Origin of the sequence: Alkalimonas sp. NCh-2 (assembly GCF_039631345.1) — a bacterium.
Classification (GTDB): Bacteria; Pseudomonadota; Gammaproteobacteria; order Enterobacterales; family Alteromonadaceae; genus Alkalimonas; species Alkalimonas mucilaginosa.
Genome location: NZ_JBDIUV010000001.1, coordinates 887,416 through 903,861, shown reverse-complemented (window position 1 = coordinate 903,861; position 16,446 = coordinate 887,416). Strand labels below are relative to the sequence as shown.

The 16,446-nt window shown below is 50.9% G+C and carries 14 protein-coding genes and 1 pseudogene; 4 read left to right on the top strand and 11 right to left on the bottom strand.

The window, feature by feature from the left end; all coding sequences use genetic code 11:
• The first annotated feature begins 101 nt into the window (after nt 1-101).
• Both ftsZ and lpxC read left to right on the top strand, forming a co-directional pair.
• Nucleotides 102-1,262 carry a cell division protein FtsZ gene (gene ftsZ / locus ABC502_RS04400; RefSeq protein ID WP_330086509.1) on the top strand — a complete coding sequence of 387 codons (1,161 nt, stop codon included), beginning with the start codon at nt 102-104 and terminating at the stop codon, nt 1,260-1,262.
• A gap of 140 nt (nt 1,263-1,402) precedes the next feature.
• Entirely contained in the window at nt 1,403-2,314 is a 912-nt protein-coding gene (lpxC, locus tag ABC502_RS04395; protein ID WP_330086510.1) for a UDP-3-O-acyl-N-acetylglucosamine deacetylase, read from the top strand.
• 86 nt (nt 2,315-2,400) lie between these two features.
• Here the strand turns inward: lpxC and ABC502_RS04390 are convergent, their stop codons facing one another.
• Nucleotides 2,401-2,895, bottom strand: coding sequence for a DciA family protein (locus ABC502_RS04390; protein ID WP_330086511.1), 495 nt, complete (start codon nt 2,893-2,895; stop codon nt 2,401-2,403).
• 166 nt (nt 2,896-3,061) lie between these two features.
• Between ABC502_RS04390 and secA the strand changes: the two genes are divergently transcribed.
• Nucleotides 3,062-5,773: a preprotein translocase subunit SecA gene (gene secA / locus ABC502_RS04385; RefSeq protein ID WP_345914990.1), complete on the top strand. Its 2,712-nt coding sequence runs from the start codon at nt 3,062-3,064 to the stop codon at nt 5,771-5,773.
• Nucleotides 5,773-6,204 carry an 8-oxo-dGTP diphosphatase MutT gene (gene mutT / locus ABC502_RS04380; RefSeq protein ID WP_345914989.1) on the top strand — a complete coding sequence of 144 codons (432 nt, stop codon included), beginning with the start codon at nt 5,773-5,775 and terminating at the stop codon, nt 6,202-6,204. Before secA ends, mutT begins: the two co-directional genes overlap by 1 nt.
• A gap of 8 nt (nt 6,205-6,212) precedes the next feature.
• On the opposite strand, the gene yacG is transcribed toward mutT, so the two are convergent.
• From yacG to ABC502_RS04330, 10 genes and pseudogenes are all read right to left on the bottom strand, one after another.
• Entirely contained in the window at nt 6,213-6,449 is a 237-nt protein-coding gene (gene yacG / locus ABC502_RS04375; RefSeq protein ID WP_330086514.1) for a DNA gyrase inhibitor YacG, read from the bottom strand.
• A 40-nt stretch (nt 6,450-6,489) separates the two neighbouring features.
• Nucleotides 6,490-7,236 carry a cell division protein ZapD gene (gene zapD, locus ABC502_RS04370; protein WP_330086515.1) on the bottom strand — a complete coding sequence of 249 codons (747 nt, stop codon included), beginning with the start codon at nt 7,234-7,236 and terminating at the stop codon, nt 6,490-6,492.
• An 11-nt stretch (nt 7,237-7,247) separates the two neighbouring features.
• On the bottom strand, nt 7,248-7,874 hold the full coding sequence (gene coaE / locus ABC502_RS04365) for a dephospho-CoA kinase (protein ID WP_345914988.1): 627 nt from the start codon (nt 7,872-7,874) through the stop codon (nt 7,248-7,250).
• Nucleotides 7,871-8,746, bottom strand: a complete 876-nt coding sequence (locus tag ABC502_RS04360; RefSeq protein WP_345914987.1) for an A24 family peptidase — start codon at nt 8,744-8,746, stop codon at nt 7,871-7,873. Before ABC502_RS04360 ends, coaE begins: the two co-directional genes overlap by 4 nt.
• The gene (locus ABC502_RS04355; protein ID WP_330086518.1) at nt 8,746-9,975 is read right to left on the bottom strand and encodes a type II secretion system F family protein; all 1,230 of its coding nucleotides are present in this window, start codon (nt 9,973-9,975) and stop codon (nt 8,746-8,748) included. Before ABC502_RS04355 ends, ABC502_RS04360 begins: the two co-directional genes overlap by 1 nt.
• A 135-nt stretch (nt 9,976-10,110) precedes the next feature.
• On the bottom strand, nt 10,111-11,802 hold the full coding sequence (pilB, locus tag ABC502_RS04350; protein ID WP_345914986.1) for a type IV-A pilus assembly ATPase PilB: 1,692 nt from the start codon (nt 11,800-11,802) through the stop codon (nt 10,111-10,113).
• Nucleotides 11,803-11,937: 135 nt separating this feature from the next.
• The gene (locus tag ABC502_RS04345) at nt 11,938-13,626 is read right to left on the bottom strand and encodes a methyl-accepting chemotaxis protein (protein WP_345914985.1); all 1,689 of its coding nucleotides are present in this window, start codon (nt 13,624-13,626) and stop codon (nt 11,938-11,940) included.
• A 111-nt stretch (nt 13,627-13,737) separates the two neighbouring features.
• The gene (locus ABC502_RS04340) at nt 13,738-15,012 is read right to left on the bottom strand and encodes an aminotransferase class I/II-fold pyridoxal phosphate-dependent enzyme (protein ID WP_330086521.1); all 1,275 of its coding nucleotides are present in this window, start codon (nt 15,010-15,012) and stop codon (nt 13,738-13,740) included.
• Nucleotides 15,013-15,393: 381 nt separating this feature from the next.
• Nucleotides 15,394-15,783: a GreA/GreB family elongation factor gene (locus ABC502_RS04335; protein ID WP_345914984.1), complete on the bottom strand. Its 390-nt coding sequence runs from the start codon at nt 15,781-15,783 to the stop codon at nt 15,394-15,396.
• A 273-nt stretch (nt 15,784-16,056) separates the two neighbouring features.
• Nucleotides 16,057-16,218: pseudogene (locus tag ABC502_RS04330) on the bottom strand (type II toxin-antitoxin system ParD family antitoxin); the annotation flags it as partial.
• Between the last annotated feature and the right edge of the window lie 228 nt (nt 16,219-16,446).

Genomic DNA, 16,446 nt, shown 5'->3' with positions numbered 1-16,446 from the left:
TGTCAGGCGGCTTCAGCGATGAAGCCAACTATGGATCCGCCGGTTGCAGCTCCTGACTCAGAGCCGCAACTGAACGAAAAGCGAAAAACGGAGAGAGAGCAATGTTTGAATTAATGGATAGTCACAGCGAAGAAGCTGTAATTAAAGTCGTGGGTGTTGGTGGTGGCGGCGGTAATGCCGTGGAGTATATGGTTGCCAGCAACATTGAAGGGGTGGAGTTTATTGCTGCCAATACAGATGCGCAGGCATTGCGTAACTCATCGGCAAATGTCACTTTGCAACTGGGCGCTGCTGTTACCAAAGGCCTGGGTGCGGGTGCTAATCCGGATATTGGTCGCCGCTCTGCTGAAGAAGACCGGGAAACCATCAAAAAGTCCATCCAGGGGGCTGATATGGTCTTTATTGCCGCTGGCATGGGGGGAGGTACCGGCACCGGTGCAGCACCTGTAGTTGCTGAAGTGGCAAAAGAGCTGGGCATTTTGACCGTTGCGGTGGTTACCAAACCTTTTCCGTTTGAAGGGAAAAAGCGTACTGCGTTTGCCGAAGACGGTATCCTGGAACTCAGCCGGCATGTCGACTCCCTGATCACCATTCCTAACGACAAACTGCTCAAAGTGTTAGGCAAAGGTACCAGTTTGCTGGATGCGTTCAAAGCAGCGAATAACGTACTGCTTGGCGCTGTCCAGGGCATTGCTGAACTGATCACCCGTCCAGGTCTTATCAACGTCGACTTTGCTGATGTGCGAACTGTTATGTCTGAAATGGGCACCGCCATGATGGGCACCGGTACTGCTTCAGGCTCTGATCGGGCCGAAGAAGCCGCCGAGCAGGCAATTTCCAGCCCTTTGCTGGAAGATATCGACTTGTCTGGTGCAAAAGGCATTCTTGTCAACATTACTGCAGGTTTGGATATCAGCATTGAAGAGTTCGAAACTGTAGGTAATGCAGTGAAAGCCTTTGCTTCGGAAAACGCCACTGTGGTGGTTGGTGCAGTGATCGATCCGAATATGTCTGAGGAACTTCGGGTCACTGTTGTTGCCACAGGTATAGGTGCGGCGCGCCGGCCAGATATCAGCCTGGTGGCAAACCAGCGTCAGGAAGTGTCTGCACCGGTATATCGCACTGCAGGTGGCAATACGGCTCAGCAAATGCAAGCTGAAGTCGTTACCCAGCCTAAAGTGCAGGCCGAGCAGCGGGTAGAGCAAAAGCCTGCACAGGATATCTTCGATATTCCGGCATTTTTGCGTAAACAAGCCGACTAAACGGCGACTAAAGTGGATGGGTGCAACTGAATCAGTCGATTGAGTTCATCGCAGCTTCAGTTTCGCTTGGCATACTATGTTAACATATGCTATGCTGCGCGCCCGCTTTGGGTTGTTCATTTTTTGAACTGGGAACGACTATGATCAGACAACGTACTATTGCACAAACTGTCCAGTCGGTTGGGGTTGGCCTGCACAAGGGTGAAAAGGTCACGCTCACTCTCCGGCCTGCGCCTGATCACACCGGGATCATATTCCGGCGGGTTGACCTGGATCCGATTGTAGACTTTAAACTCAATCCTGAAATGGTTGGGGATACGGTGCTTTGTACTTGTCTGATCAATGACGATGGCGTGCGTTTGTCTACTACCGAGCACTTAATGGCTGCGGTAGCCGGGCTTGGTATCGATAACCTGATTGTCGAAGTCGATGCTGCCGAAGTGCCGATCATGGATGGCAGCGCCAATCCATTCATTTATTTGTTGCTGGAAGCTGGCATCAGTGAGCAGAAGCAGCCGAAAAAATTTATCCGTATTAAGCGGCCGGTTCGGATAGAAGATGGTGACAAGTGGGCTGAGTTTAAGCCGCACAACGGCTTTAAGCTGGATGTGGCTATCGACTTTGATCACCCGGTGATTGCCGGTACCCAGCAACGTTTGCAGATGGACTTTTCTGCCGCCAGCTTTATCAAAGACATCAGCCGTGCCCGGACTTTTGGCTTTATGCAGGACATTGAATACCTGCGTGCCAACAATCTGGCGTTAGGTGGCAGCTTTGATAATGCCGTGGTGCTGGATGAATTCCGGGTTTTGAATCAGGATGGCCTGCGTTACGATGATGAATTCATTAAGCACAAGGTACTGGATGCTATCGGTGACTTGTATATGGCCGGCTACAGCATTCTGGGTGAGTTCAGTGCTTACAAAACGGGCCATGCGCTGAATAACAAGTTGCTGTGCGCCATGCTGGCAGATGAAGCCAGCTGGGAATTCGTTACTTTCGAAGACGATGCCGAGATGCCTATCTCTTATTTGGCACCGCAGTTGGCTTAAATTACCGCTTCATCAAAAAAAACCAGCCTCGGCTGGTTTTTTAATGCCTGCAAGGCTGATTACTGCATAGCCGCAGCATGGGCGTATTATCGACCTTTTCGACGAATGAGCTGTTCAATTTTTTCTTTCAGCAAACCAGAGCTGGCATCGGCCAATTGTTGCAGACGCGAGCTGGCATCACTTACATCAGGTTGTCTGGCGACTGTTTTTTTCGGCAGCGGGGGGGTGATCCTGGCCTTGGGGGTGATTTCAATGTCCAGTCCGGCCAATTCAGGCAAGATTTTTTGGCGAAAATTGTCTAAAATGGCGTCGCGTTGCATTTTGACCCGGGTAGCCCAGGCGGCCGATTGGCACAATATAACCGCCCGTCCCTGATGGATGCGGGCAACCTGACAGCCATGCTCTGGGTGTTGCAGCAACTCAGTCAGCAGTTGATTGAACTGCTGCAGTTGATGAAAGCCTTGTTGATGCTGCAATAAAGGCAAGCTATCAAGCAGGTTGTTTAGGTGCGCGGGTTTTTGTGAGTAACGGGCCATAACGGTATCTGCCAGACGACTGGTTGTTAGTGTAGCATGCTTCACTTTTTACTGCCTACGCTTGAAACCAGCCCAGGCCAACTCCATATCAGCTGAATGTTCCAGTATCCGGCGCATTGCGGCAGTGAAAGTTGATTGGACATCCGGTGCAGAGATGGGTAATGTCACCCGCTGATAAAAAATTTAAATCGAATTAAATGGTAACCAAAACATGTTTGGAAAATTGTTCACCAAGTTGATCGGCAGTCGCAATGACCGTTTCTTAAAGAAACTGCAAAAAAAAATTGATGAGATCAATGCGCTGGAAGCCCAGTTTGAAGCGCTTTCCGATGCTGAGTTAAAAGACAAAACCGCAGAATTAAAACAACAGGTTGCAGCCGGCGCTACCTTGGACGATGTGTTGGCTCCCGCCTTTGCCACGGTACGTGAAGCCAGTAAGCGTGTGTTTAAAATGCGCCATTTCGATGTCCAGCTGATAGGTGGCATGGTGTTGCACCAGGGCCGTATCGCAGAAATGCGTACAGGGGAAGGCAAAACCTTAACGGCGACCCTGCCAGCTTACCTGAATGCACTAAGTGGTGAAGCGGTCCATGTTATTACCGTGAACGATTATCTGGCGCGGCGTGATGCGGCCACCAATGGCCCTTTGTTTGAGTTCCTTGGCCTGACTGTAGGCGTGAATGTCCCTGGCATGCACCCGCAAGAAAAGCAACAGGCCTATGCTGCAGACATCACCTATGGTACCAACAACGAGTTTGGCTTTGATTACCTGCGCGATAACATGGCCTTTTCTGCCAAAGAACGGGTACAGCGTAAACTGGCTTTTGCCATTATTGATGAAGTCGACTCCATTCTGATCGATGAAGCCCGTACCCCACTGATTATTTCCGGGCCTGCTGAAGACAGTTCCGAGCTGTATAAAAAAATCAATACCCTGGTGCCTCAGCTGCAAAAGCAGGAAAAAGAAGACGAAGAAGGGGTGGAAGGTGATGGCCACTTCACTATCGATGAAAAAGCGCGTCAGGTGTACCTGACTGAGTTGGGGCAAATCCGGGTGGAAGAGATGCTGAAAGAGCATGGTTTGATCCAGCCGGATGACCATTTGTTCTCAGCCGCCAACATCACCCTGCTGCACCATGTGTATGCCGCTTTACGCGCACACAATCTGTTTAAGAAAGATGTGGATTATGTGGTGAAAAACGGCGAAGTCATTATCGTCGATGAGCACACCGGCCGTACCATGGAAGGCCGGCGCTGGTCTGAGGGCCTGCATCAGGCGGTGGAAGCCAAAGAGGGTGTCAAGATTCATAATGAAAACCAGACACTGGCATCCATTACCTTCCAGAATTATTTCCGTTTGTACGATAAATTAGCGGGTATGACGGGTACTGCCGATACCGAAGCATTTGAATTCCAGCAAATCTATGGGTTGGAAACCATTGTGATCCCAACCAACCGACCTATGGTTCGGCAGGATATGCCGGATCTGGTGTATTTAACGGCGGTAGATAAATATCAGGCCATTATTGAAGACATTAAGCAAAGCCGCGATGCCGGTCGCCCGGTTTTGGTGGGTACTGCTTCCATTGAAAGCTCGGAATACTTATCGGGCTTGCTCAATAAAGCCAAGATAAAACATCAGGTGTTGAATGCCAAGTTCCATGCCAATGAAGCACAAATCATTGCTCAGGCCGGGCAACCTGGCACCGTCACCATTGCCACCAATATGGCAGGCCGTGGTACCGATATTGTGTTAGGCGGCAACTTGCAGGCAGAACTGGCGGCACTGGAAAATCCGACAGAACAGCAACTGGAGAAACTAACCGCTGACTGGCAACAGCGGCACGATGCGGTCATTGCCGCCGGTGGTTTGCATATCATTGCTACTGAGCGTCATGAGTCACGCCGTATTGATAATCAGCTGCGGGGACGTTCAGGTCGTCAGGGCGATCCGGGTTCTTCGCGTTTTTATCTTTCGCTGGAAGATCAGTTAATGCGTATCTTTGCCTCCGATCGCATGGCTGGCATGATGCGCAAGTTGGGGATGAAAGAGGGTGAGGCGATTGAACACCCGTGGGTGAGCCGGGCCATAGAAAATGCGCAGCGGAAAGTAGAAGCCCGTAACTTTGATATTCGTAAACAGTTGTTGGAATTTGACGATGTTGCCAATGACCAGCGTAAAGTGGTGTATGAGCAGCGTAATGAGCTGATGGATGCAGAGGATATTTCCGATACCATCCAGGCGATTCGTACCGATGTGGTGGACTCCGTGATCAGCCAGTACATCCCACCACAATCGCTGGATGAATTATGGGATGTACCAGCACTGGAGCAACGGTTAAAAGCAGACTTCTCCATCGAGTTGCCTATTACACAGTGGTTGGCAGATGACAACAAATTGTATGAAGAAAAACTGCGCGAACGCATTCAGCAGGAAGTAGAGCAAGCCTACAGCAACAAGGAGCAGATGGTAGGGCCGCAAGTGCTGCGTCAGTTTGAAAAGGCCATCATGCTGCAAAGCCTGGATACGCACTGGAAAGAGCACCTGGCAGCGATGGACCATTTGCGTCAGGCGATAAACTTACGGGGTTATGCCCAGAAAAATCCAAAGCAAGAGTACAAGCGTGAGTCGTTTGAGCTGTTCTCGCAAATGCTCGATAACCTGAAAGTGGATGTTGTCAGTGTGTTGAGCCGTGTTCAGGTGCGGGCTGCTGAAGATGTTGATGCGGTAGAAGAGCAGCGTCGTAAGGCGGATGCGGTACCGCATGAGTACCAGCATGCTGAAGCCGAACAGGTGGGAGGTGAGGCACCTGCCCAGGCGGCTGGACCTGTTGTGCGTGATGGTGTCAAAGTTGGCCGTAATGATCCTTGCCCCTGTGGTTCGGGCAAAAAATACAAACAGTGCCATGGTAAGCTGAACTGATGCCAGGCACTGCAACAAAGAAGGGGCCTGGAGCCCCTTTTCTTCATGTGGCGGTTGGGGTGATCACCCGGCAGGGGCGTGTGTTGCTTAGTCACCGTGCCAGCCATCAGCATCAAGGCGATAAGTGGGAGTTTCCTGGTGGAAAGCTGGAGCCCGGGGAGTCTACATTGGCTGCATTAAAACGAGAGCTGTTTGAAGAGCTGTCGATTGAGTTGCACCAGGCGAAACCCTTGATGGAGGTGCACCACCAGTACCCGGAGCGAGATGTACTGCTGGATATATGGCTGGTCGAGTCATTCAGCGGCGAGCCGAAAGGTATGGAAGGACAGCAGGTTGCCTGGTTCGCTGTCAGCGAGCTGGCTGCGCTGCGTTTCCCGGATGCCAACCTACCTATTGTTGAGCGGGTCAGGCAGTTATTGAGTGCTCCTTAATAGCACTCTTAGTTGCGAAAGAACTCGTTGTCTTGTCCCATCAACTCGGCTTCGAGTTCTGCCAGGTAGGCTTCACCTAACTCTGGAGCAACCGGGCTTTTGTCGGGGATCCGATGATTTTCTGCCGCCCAGTCGCCTAAATCTATCAGTTTGCAACGCTCACTGCAAAAGGGGCGGAAGCGGGACTCAGGTGCAAACACCACCTCGGTAGTGCAGGTTGGGCATTGGACCACGGGTTTGCTCATTGCTCAGGTTTCCGTCGGTTGGCTGATTCAACCTGCCATTTTAACAGCATGCCATGGCAAAGGGGATGGTTTTTTCTGCCGCAAAGCGTCCACTGGCATCACTGAGTTGCATAAAGCGAATGGCAAAACGGTATTTGTTACCGCTGATGGTTGGGTAAACTCCGAGCGTATTGTCGTACTTCACCCGCAATAACTCGTATTGATCGGTCACACTCTGTAAAAAGCCATTTTCTGCTTCGAAGTCCTGGAACTGACCCCGTTCCCGAACAAAGGTCAACACAAAATCAATGCTCTGGACGGTGAGTGCCAGTTGCTCCATCCATTTTGTCAGCGCCTGCTGTTGTTGCTCTGCAGGCAAATGACACCAGTAGTGCAGTTGTGGTACATCAAAGAAGCAGGCCCCTCCGGGTATGGAAAAGCGCTGTCTTAATGGGCTTAGAAAAGCATCCTCTTTAAACTGACTGCATAGCTTGCTGCTGCGATTCAGTTCGCTTTGCAGACGAACGGCTTTTTGCAGCATGTGCTGCAAGGCATCGTTGGATACGGACGGATGTTTGGACCAGCTGACCAGTGCTTGTTCGCACCGTTCGATATCTTTTACCAAATCGGTGCGTACATCGTTCCGCTCCATCAAGTCAAGCAAAGCAAAAAAACTGGTGAAAAAAGCGTGCTGCTGGGCAGGATCCTTAAGGCTGGTGTGGGATTGCACCTGATGGCAGAGGTGTTCAATGCGCAAATAGGTCCGTACTTTTTCATTTAATGGATGTTCATACAATACGTCAGTCATGGTGTTTGTCGTTACCTGTTGCGCTTTTGCTGTGCCAGTTGAAGATACCGCTGATGCAGCTTTTCTATTTGTGCGGTCAATTGTTCGGGCTTGCCGCTGTTATCAATCACATCATCGGCAGCTGACAGTCGCTGTGCGCGACTAACCTGCGCGGCCATAATGGACCCCACTTGTTGTTCAGACCCCCCGTCACGCGATAAAGTTCGCTGCAATTGCAGTTGCTCTGGTAGATCGACCACCAGTAGCCTGTCGATGTAGGACTCCAGCTGATTCTCCAGCAGCAAAGGCGCAATAAACAATACATAGGGCGACTGGGCTGCGGCCAGCTGTTGTTGCATGTGTTGACGGATCAGCGGGTGTAGCAACGCATCCAGCCAGGCTTTTGCCGGGGGCTGGCTAAACACAATGGCGCGTAGCGCTTGTCGGTCCAGCTGGCCATCCGATTGCAGGATGTCATGGCCAAAGTGGGCTGTAATTTGTTCTAAGGCTGGTGTGCCCGGCTGCACCAGTTGTCGGGCAACCAGATCTGCATCTACCTGAACAATGCCTTTGCTGGCAAAGCCAGCGGCCACTGTGCTTTTGCCCGAGCCAATGCCACCTGTCAGGCCTATTACCAGGGGGAGCTGAGCTTTGTTCAAAATACCAGTACCTGCAGATACCACTGGGTGAGCTGCTGACCATAGAGCATGGCTATAAAGCCTGCCACCGCAATGTAGGGACCAAAGGGGATAGGGGTACTTTTGTCCTTGCCTTGCACCAGCAGCAGGACAGAGCCAAACACAGCACCAACGGCTGATGACAGCAAAATAATGAGCGGTAATTGCTGCCAGCCCAGCAAAGCGCCAAAGACTGCCAGTAGTTTAAAGTCACCATACCCCATGCCTTCTTTGCCAGTGAGTAGTTTAAAGGCCCAGTACACCGACCAAAGGCTAAGATAACCAGCCGCAGCACCAATAATGGCATCGGCAGGGGTTGGCCCGTAACTACTCAGGCTAAACAGCAGTGCCAGCCAGAGCAAGGGCAGGGTGATTTGATCCGGTAACAGCATGGTATCCAGATCAATAAAGCTAAGTGCAATTAAAGACCATAGCACCAACAAATACACTAAGGTTTCAAGCGTTGGCCCAAATTGCCAGGCCAGGACCACAGAAAGCAGGCCCGTGAGTCCTTCTACCAATGGATAGCGCGCTGAAATCCTTGTGCCGCAATGACGACAGCGGCCTTTGAGCCAAAGCCAGCTTAGTATAGGAATATTATCCCAGGCTGCAATGGGAGCCTGGCAACTGGGGCAAGCAGAGCGGGGTACTGCCAGGTTATAGCGCTGTGCATTGGCGTGGGCTGCATCCGGTTGAAAATACGCCTGATAGTCTTGTTGCCAGCTCAGCTCCATCATTTTTGGCAGCCGGTAAATGACCACATTCAAAAAACTGCCTACCAGCAAAGCGAGCAGCAACACCAGGGTGTAGAAAAACCAGGGCGCTTGGTGCAATACTTCTATAAAGCCAGCCATTAGACAATGCTTCCCAGTTGGAAAATTGGCAAATACATGGCGATGATCAAGCCGCCAATCACCACGCCGAGCACGGCCATAATCATCGGTTCCAGCAGAGCAGTCAGGCCATCGACGGCATCGTCTACTTCCTGCTCATAAATATTGGCAACCTTGCTTAACATGCTATCCAGCGCGCCAGACTCTTCACCAATGGCCACCATTTGTACCACCATCTCTGGGAATTGCTTGGTGTTTTTCATGGCAAATTGCATCTGATTACCGGCAGTCACTTCAGCGCGCACTTCCAGAATAGCGTTGCGGTAAATTTCGTTGCCTGCTGCGCCGGCGGCAGATTCCAGGGCGTCAATCAGTGGCACACCAGCGGCAAACGTGGTCGACAGAGTACGGGCAAAGCGGGCGACTGCGGCTTTATTTAAAATAGCACCAAACACCGGAGCTTTTAACAGCAGAGCATCCATGGCGGTGCGTGCTTTCAGATTTTTGTTGTAAGCTTGTTTAATCAGGTAGCCGGTTACCACAATAGCCGCCAGCACCACCCACCAGTATGCCTGCATCAGATCGGAAATACCCAGAACAAACAAGGTAAAGGCAGGCAACTCGGCACCAAACCCGGCAAAGATTTCCGCAAATTGTGGCACGACAAAGATCAGCAGGATTGAGGTGACAATAGCGGCGATAACCAATACCGCAATGGGGTAAAACATCGCTTTTTTAATTTTAGATTTCAGGGCTTCGGCTTTTTCTTTGTACAGGGCGATACGATCAAAAATGGCATCCAAAGCACCGGATTGCTCACCCGACTTTACCAGATCACAATACAGCTCATCGAAATACTTGGGCTGCTCGCGCAATACGTCCGATAAAGGCAAGCCGGCTTGTACTTTCACCGAGATTTTCTGCATCAAAGTGCGTAAGCTGGCTTTATCGGCACCGCTGGCAATCAGATCGATGGTCTGAACCAGAGGCACACCAGCGCCCAACATGGTCGCAATTTGCCGGGTTACCACAGCGATATCGGCAGCGCTTACTTTCTTTTCGGTGTTGATAAGAGGCTTGGGTTTGCGCTTTACCTGGGAGGGGGTAATGCCTTGCTGGCGCAGTAAGGCTTTGACTTCCTGACTGGAGCCGCCTTTGATTTCGCCATCTGCTTTTTTTCCGCGCCTGTTTAAACCTTTCCAACGATACGTTTCAAGCTCTTTGATTTTGTATTTTTGGGCCTGAGCCATGGTCTGTATCCTATGTGAGTTGCACAGCACCGGTAGTGTGCATGCAACGTAATCTTATCTTTTTAACCGTGCCTTTCAGCATCCAGCATCCAGCATTCAACATTCAACATTCAACATTCAACATTCAACATTCAACTAGCCCTTGGTTACCCGGTTTACTTCGGCCAGGCTGGTCAAACCCGATGCTGCTTTAATAAGGCCGGACTGCCGTAAGTTATTGACCGCTTCCTTATCTGCCTGTGCTGCTATATCCAGCGAGGTACCACCTTCCATAATAATTTCTGCTATTTTGGGGCTCACTGGCATTACCTCGTAAATACCTACCCTGCCTTTGTAGCCATTGGTGCAGTGATCGCAGCCGACGGGTTTAAACAGCTTTAAGCCTGGCAGTTGTTCTGGTCGAAAGCCTTGTTGCAACAACTCGGCGTCGGGCAATTTTTCTTCGGCCTTGCAGTGGTTGCATAGCCGTCGGGCCAAGCGCTGAGCAATGATCAGGCTGACTGAGCTGGCGACGTTGTAGGCAGGTACGCCCATATTCAGTAAGCGGGTTAAGGTTTCCGGAGCCGAGTTGGTATGTAGTGTGGAGAGTACCAGGTGACCTGTTTGTGCTGCTTTAATTGCAATTTCTGCCGTTTCCAGGTCGCGGATTTCCCCCACCATAATCACATCGGGATCTTGACGTAAAAAGGCTTTTAGCGCGGAAGGGAAGGTTAAACCTGCACGTGGATTGACCTGCACCTGATTGATACCGGGCAGGTTTATCTCGACCGGATCTTCCGCGGTGGAAATATTGCAGCCTTCTGTGTTCAGAATATTCAGGCCAGTGTACAAAGAAACAGTTTTACCACTGCCGGTAGGCCCTGTGACCAATATCATGCCCTGAGGTTGGGCCAGCGCATCCATATAGAGCTTTTTTTGTGCTTCTTCGTAGCCCAGTATATCAATGCCCAGCATGGCGCTGTCGGAGTCCAGAATACGCATCACCACCTTTTCTCCCCAGATGGTGGGTAGGGTGCTGACCCGAAAGTCGATGGATTTTTTGCCGGAAATTTTCAGCTTAATACGGCCATCCTGAGGCACCCTTTTTTCCGCAATATCCAACCGGGACATAACTTTCAAACGAGCCGACAGCCGGTTGGCCAGTGCTATCGGTGGTGAGGCAACCTCATGCAAGATCCCATCGATGCGAAAACGGATGCGGTACATCTTTTCGTAGGGCTCAAAGTGCAGATCGGAGGCACCTTTACGGATAGCATCCAGCAGCATCTTGTTGATAAAGGCGACAATGGGCTGATCGTCTTTGTCAGGCTGTACCGCGGTATCCTCTTCGTCTTCATCTTCGCTTGGCAGGCTGCTGAGATCCCAATCGCCACCACCACTTTGCTCAAAGCCATTATCAAATAACTTATCAATCAGTTGCTGCAATTGATCGTATTGCACCACGACCAACTCGGCGTGCAAGCCGCTATTGAATTCAAAATCTTCAATAGGGGCAAGATTCGTCGGGTCGGCTACCGCAATGTGCAAGCTTCGTCCGGCGCGGGAAAGTGGTAAAATCTGGTATTTACGAATCAGCTTTTCATTCAGCAGCTCTTTGGGGATAGTGTCGGCATCAAAAAAGCTTAGATCCAGGCGTGAGTGCTGGGTAAGAGCGGCGGCGTGTTCGGCGAGATCGCGGGCAGACAGCAGCTTCTCGGCCAGTAAAAACTCTGGCAGTGTTTTGTACTGGCCGCCTTTACGCCCCAGCAACTCAGTAGCTGATGTGTTATTAATCAGACCTTGTTGCGCCAGGCGCTTAAAAAGCGATGAATTCGCTGAAACTGCCATAGTGTTAGGTACCGGCCATCATGCTTAGAAACTATCCCTGATTATGCCAATATTGTCTGGTTATTCAAGTTTTTACTGTATCGTTGCCATGGCCGTCGGGAACACAAACGGCCGGCACCCGCCTTAGTCGCCTTTTTAATTGCTAGCGCGCAACCTAAAGCGTCCAACCGTTTGATTCAGATCTGTTGCCAGCTCCATCAAACGCTGGGCTTGTGAAGCAACCTGTTTTCCTTGTTCAGAGCTCTGATTGGTGGTGTCCTGAAAGCCGATCAAGCGCTCCGAAATATCATCCGAGACTTTGGACTGTTGCTCTGTGGCTGCTGCTATGGTGGTGGTCATATCATGAATACCCTTCATCAGCTGTTGAATGCTCTGCAGGGTATCAGCCACATCGCTGGCTTTATCGACGGCAAGTTGCACCTCAGCATCACTTTGGCGGGTGCGCTGGCCAACGCTGGCAGTGACTTTTTGCAGTGCCTCAATACGTTCACGGATTTCAGTGGTAGAGCTCTGTGTGCGTTGTGCCAGGGTACGAACTTCATCGGCAACTACCGCAAATCCCCGGCCTTGCTCTCCAGCTCTGGCAGCTTCAATCGCCGCATTTAATGCCAGCAAATTGGTTTGCTCGGCAATGTTGTTGATGACATCCAGAATCGAAGCGACCTGCTGTACCGAGTTTTCCAGCTCAGCGAGATCACGATTGGATGCTTGCAGAATTTCAGACAGGCTGGTGACGGCTTCAATGCTTGCTTTGACAACTTGCTGGCCTTCAGCTGTTTGTTGATCGGCATTGGAAGCATCCTGAGCCGCCAGCGAGCAGTTGCTGGCAACTTCACGCACTGCTTCGGTATTTTGATACACCGATGAAGAGATGATTTGAATCGTGGCTTGTTGTTGTTCATTAATGGTAGCAGTTTGTTTTGCTACCTCGGTCAGTTCTGAAGCAGAGCTGTGGGCCTGGCTGGCTTGCAGCGAAATTTGATGCAGCAGTTGGTTCAATTGTTCACTCATCCGGCAAAATGCCTGGGTGAGCTTGCCTATCTCGTCATTTTTGCCGGATGCCAGTATGGGCTGGGATAAATCACCTTCACTGATTACTGTGACCTGTTTTAGCAAGCGATCGGTTGGCTGAATGACACGTCGTTCAATCAACCAATAGCAGACTGCCAGCATGATTGAGATGATAAGCACAGCGAGCAGACTGATAGCGACGATAACGGCTAAGCGCTGTTGCACCTGATGCACAGCTTCTGCGGTTCGTTGTTCCAGCCTGCGTTCAAACTCGGTTACCGGTTGCATGATGGCGGCCACTTCGGTCATATAGGCTTGGTCATTGAGCAACTGGTGCGCCTGTACCCAGCGTGCCATGTCGTTTGCTTGCAAAGTTGCAGGGTTTTGTCCTGTCAACTGCTTTACCAGCTCAAAAGCACGCTCTTCGGTTGCCACTAATGCCATTGAGAGCTGATTAGATCTTTGCAACAGTTGCAATTCTTCTGCGGTGAAGTTCATCTCGCGCAAGCGCTCGATATAACTCAGGCGGCGGCCATCGCCTCCGGCACTCTGCCCCTGAATTTGAGCAACCAGTTCATTGTATGCCTGCCGATAACGGGGATCCAGTGTGGCAATGTATTGCCTGGCATGCATGGTCAGGCGACTGGAGTTTTGTGAGGAGAGTTGACCCAACTGGTAGGCCTGGTAACGATAATCCTGCAGTTGCTGCGTTTGCAGCATGGTGCTGCGTAGTGCCAGCACAATCAGCAGCAATACTAAGGTGGAGACCAATGCTGCACCCAAACCAATTCGAAACATCCACTTAATGGTCATGCTAAAGCTCCGGTATGAGGTTTTACTCTAAGTAAGCTTAGCTGATAATGTTAATAGATCGAACGGCAAGCTGTGCGCGTACCGTCGATCTTTGGGGGATAAGCAGGGTGTTTAGTGCGAAGCTGCCTGCAGTGCCTGGCTTAAATCAGCAAGCAAGTCATCAATATGCTCAATACCTATGGATAAGCGCACCATATCGGCCGATACACCTGCCGCGGCCAGCTCGGCATCGTTCAGTTGGCGGTGGGTGGTGGCCGCCGGTATTGCTGAGCAGCTTTTGGCATCGCCGATATTGACCAACCGCAGGATCAGCTGCAGCGCATCGTAGAAACGGGCACCGGCTTCGCGGCCACCTTGGATGCCAAAGCTTAAAATCCCCGAAGCCTGGCCCTGCATGTACTTTTGTGCCAAAGCATGATCTTTGTGTTCTGGCAGCCCGGCGTACTTTACCCAGCTTACTTGGGGCTGTTGCAACAGCCAGTGCGCCACAGCCAGACTGTTTTGGTTGATGCGCTCTATCCGCAGCGCCAATGTCTCAAGCCCCTGCAACAGATTCCAGGCTGCCTGAGCACTTAAGGCGGCTCCCATATTCCGCAGCGGCACGACACGGGCTCTGGCTATAAAGGCTGCTTCGCCTACATCCCGGGTATAGCTCACCCCATGGTAAGACACATCCGGCTCATTGAGCAACGGGAAGCGCTTGGCATGCTGAGCCCAGGGAAACTTGCCCGAGTCGACAATCAGGCCACCAATGGTGGTGCCATGACCGCCAATGTACTTGGTAGCAGAATGCACTACGATATCGGCACCCTGCTCAATCGGACGCCATAAAAAAGGCGTTGCTACCGTATTGTCCACAATCAAAGGCAAACCATGGCGGTGAGCCAGTTCGGCCAGTTTTTCAATATCAACAATGCTGCCGGACGGGTTGCCAATGCTTTCGCAGTACACGGCCTTGGTCCGTTCATCAATCAGTTGCTCTATGGTCTGGTAATCGTCTTTATCGGCAAAACGTACCTCGATGCCCTGACGTGGCAGGGTATGAGCAAACAGGTTGTAAGTGCCACCATAGAGTTCGCTGATGGAAATAATATTATCACCGGTTTCGGCGATGGTTTGAATGGCATAGGTAATGGCTGCCATACCGGATGCCACGGCCAAAGCGCCGATGCCGCCTTCCAGCGCTGCAATGCGTTGTTCCAGCACCGCGCAAGTTGGGTTCATGATGCGTGAGTAGATATTACCGGTTTCTTTTAAATCGAATAAATCCGCCGCATGCTGGGCACTGTCAAAGCTAAAGGAACTGGTTTGGTGAATGGGTACCGCCACCGAGTTTTGATTATCTGGCTGGTAGCCATGATGCAGCGCTATGGTTTCTCGTTTCATCGCAGTCATCCTTATTTTCAATGCAATTATTAGCAGTATACAAGGGGTATTGGAGCTATCACTTATCAAAGCATGCTGCACGCATTGTGTCAATCTAAATGTCTGGATGTCTAAATGGGCTTGGTTGCAGGGGCTATTCAGCCCCTGCGGCCGGGTCCTTTATTCCTGAGTGCGCTTTTCCTTTTTCAGACGTCGCTTTTCTTTCAGGTTATGTTGTGGCTTTTTCTTCGTTTTTTCTTTACTCATGGGAAATTTCCTTCGCTGTAATGCATCGAGCATGCTGGTCGCAGCAGCCAGATTGTCGAATGCGCTTTTACCAGTTGTGTACTGTGCTGCGAACGAAAATACTGCATGGCCATAACCTCCTGGACTTGTTAGTAATTAGGGCGTTTGGGCTTTGGTAATCTGCAGCACCATAAAATGCAATTGGCTGCGGCCTAGCGTGACTGCAACCAGTTCACCCGCTTTTTTGTTCAGCAGGGCACGGCCAAGAGGTGAATCCAGCTCAACGCAAGTCCGGTGAGCGTCTTTGCCTGGCTTAGCCTGGCTGAGTGTGATCCATAGTTGGGATCCGCTGGAAATATCGAACAGCTCGGCATGGTCACCCGGCATCAGACAGCTATGCCGTCCATGCCTGGTCAAGTGAGTAGCTGGGGCTGACTTTGGCGGTAATAGCACGCGGCTGTATAGCTGGCGGGGTAGCCAGTGCGCCTTTAGCAATACATCCAGCGTTGGATCCGTTTGAGCAACATAGGTAATAGGGTGCAACACAATGCCTCCGTAAAGACAGACGTGAATACAACAAAGTAAAAAAAGGGTATTTCTGCCCGGGCGCAACCAGGCGCGCCCGGCTTAAAGCTGGCAGGCGGTGAGGGGACTAACGTTGGTTGTTGGCATGTTCGCTAACAAGGTGATACTCCGTTTAGCAAAACCAAAAAAGGAACAAGAGCACCATACCCCTTCCTGCGTGGGTTTACAAGCGTGAGAGCTCTTTCGCTCAGGAGCAGTGTGGTCAGTTTTATCAGGGCATTAGGGAGCTGCCGCTAGCGCATGGCGCAGTGCAGCCAGCTGATTTTCCTGTTGTTCCAGCAAGCGAAGCGCAGTACGCATCACCTCACTGGCCGAGCCATAGCGGCCGGTTGCAATAAGTTTTCCAACAAAATCGTCCAATTGGGAACCGATGCTCACGCTGGTTGTTCTGGCCATGCCGCCCCCTTACTTATGAATAGTTAGCACAATTTAGCATTCATGGAACCCCGTCAAAATGGTAAGTCTTTTCTTTGGATGCTGTAGTAAGGGAATTTGTTCAGCAGTTTGATACGCAAGAAATTTTGTACTGACCCCGATATTCCTGACCCCGATATTCATTGGACCTCGATAATTTTTTAACCTGATCCTGCAATTGGAAATAAAAAAACCCGACGGTTAAGTCGG

Excerpts from the sequence above, each read along its gene's own strand:
- zapD (WP_330086515.1), bottom strand. The coding sequence starts at position 7,236 with ATGACTGACGTATTGTATGAACATCCATTAAATGAAAAAGTACGGACC.
- ABC502_RS04355 (WP_330086518.1), bottom strand. The coding sequence starts at position 9,975 with ATGGCTCAGGCCCAAAAATACAAAATCAAAGAGCTTGAAACGTATCGT.
- ABC502_RS04360 (WP_345914987.1), bottom strand. The coding sequence starts at position 8,746 with ATGGCTGGCTTTATAGAAGTATTGCACCAAGCGCCCTGGTTTTTCTAC.
- secA (WP_345914990.1), top strand. The coding sequence starts at position 3,062 with ATGTTTGGAAAATTGTTCACCAAGTTGATCGGCAGTCGCAATGACCGT.
- ABC502_RS04345 (WP_345914985.1), bottom strand. The coding sequence starts at position 13,626 with ATGACCATTAAGTGGATGTTTCGAATTGGTTTGGGTGCAGCATTGGTC.
- lpxC (WP_330086510.1), top strand. The coding sequence starts at position 1,403 with ATGATCAGACAACGTACTATTGCACAAACTGTCCAGTCGGTTGGGGTT.
- ABC502_RS04340 (WP_330086521.1), bottom strand. The coding sequence starts at position 15,012 with ATGAAACGAGAAACCATAGCGCTGCATCATGGCTACCAGCCAGATAAT.
- pilB (WP_345914986.1), bottom strand. The coding sequence starts at position 11,802 with ATGGCAGTTTCAGCGAATTCATCGCTTTTTAAGCGCCTGGCGCAACAA.
- ftsZ (WP_330086509.1), top strand. The coding sequence starts at position 102 with ATGTTTGAATTAATGGATAGTCACAGCGAAGAAGCTGTAATTAAAGTC.
- yacG (WP_330086514.1), bottom strand. The coding sequence starts at position 6,449 with ATGAGCAAACCCGTGGTCCAATGCCCAACCTGCACTACCGAGGTGGTG.
- mutT (WP_345914989.1), top strand. The coding sequence starts at position 5,773 with ATGCCAGGCACTGCAACAAAGAAGGGGCCTGGAGCCCCTTTTCTTCAT.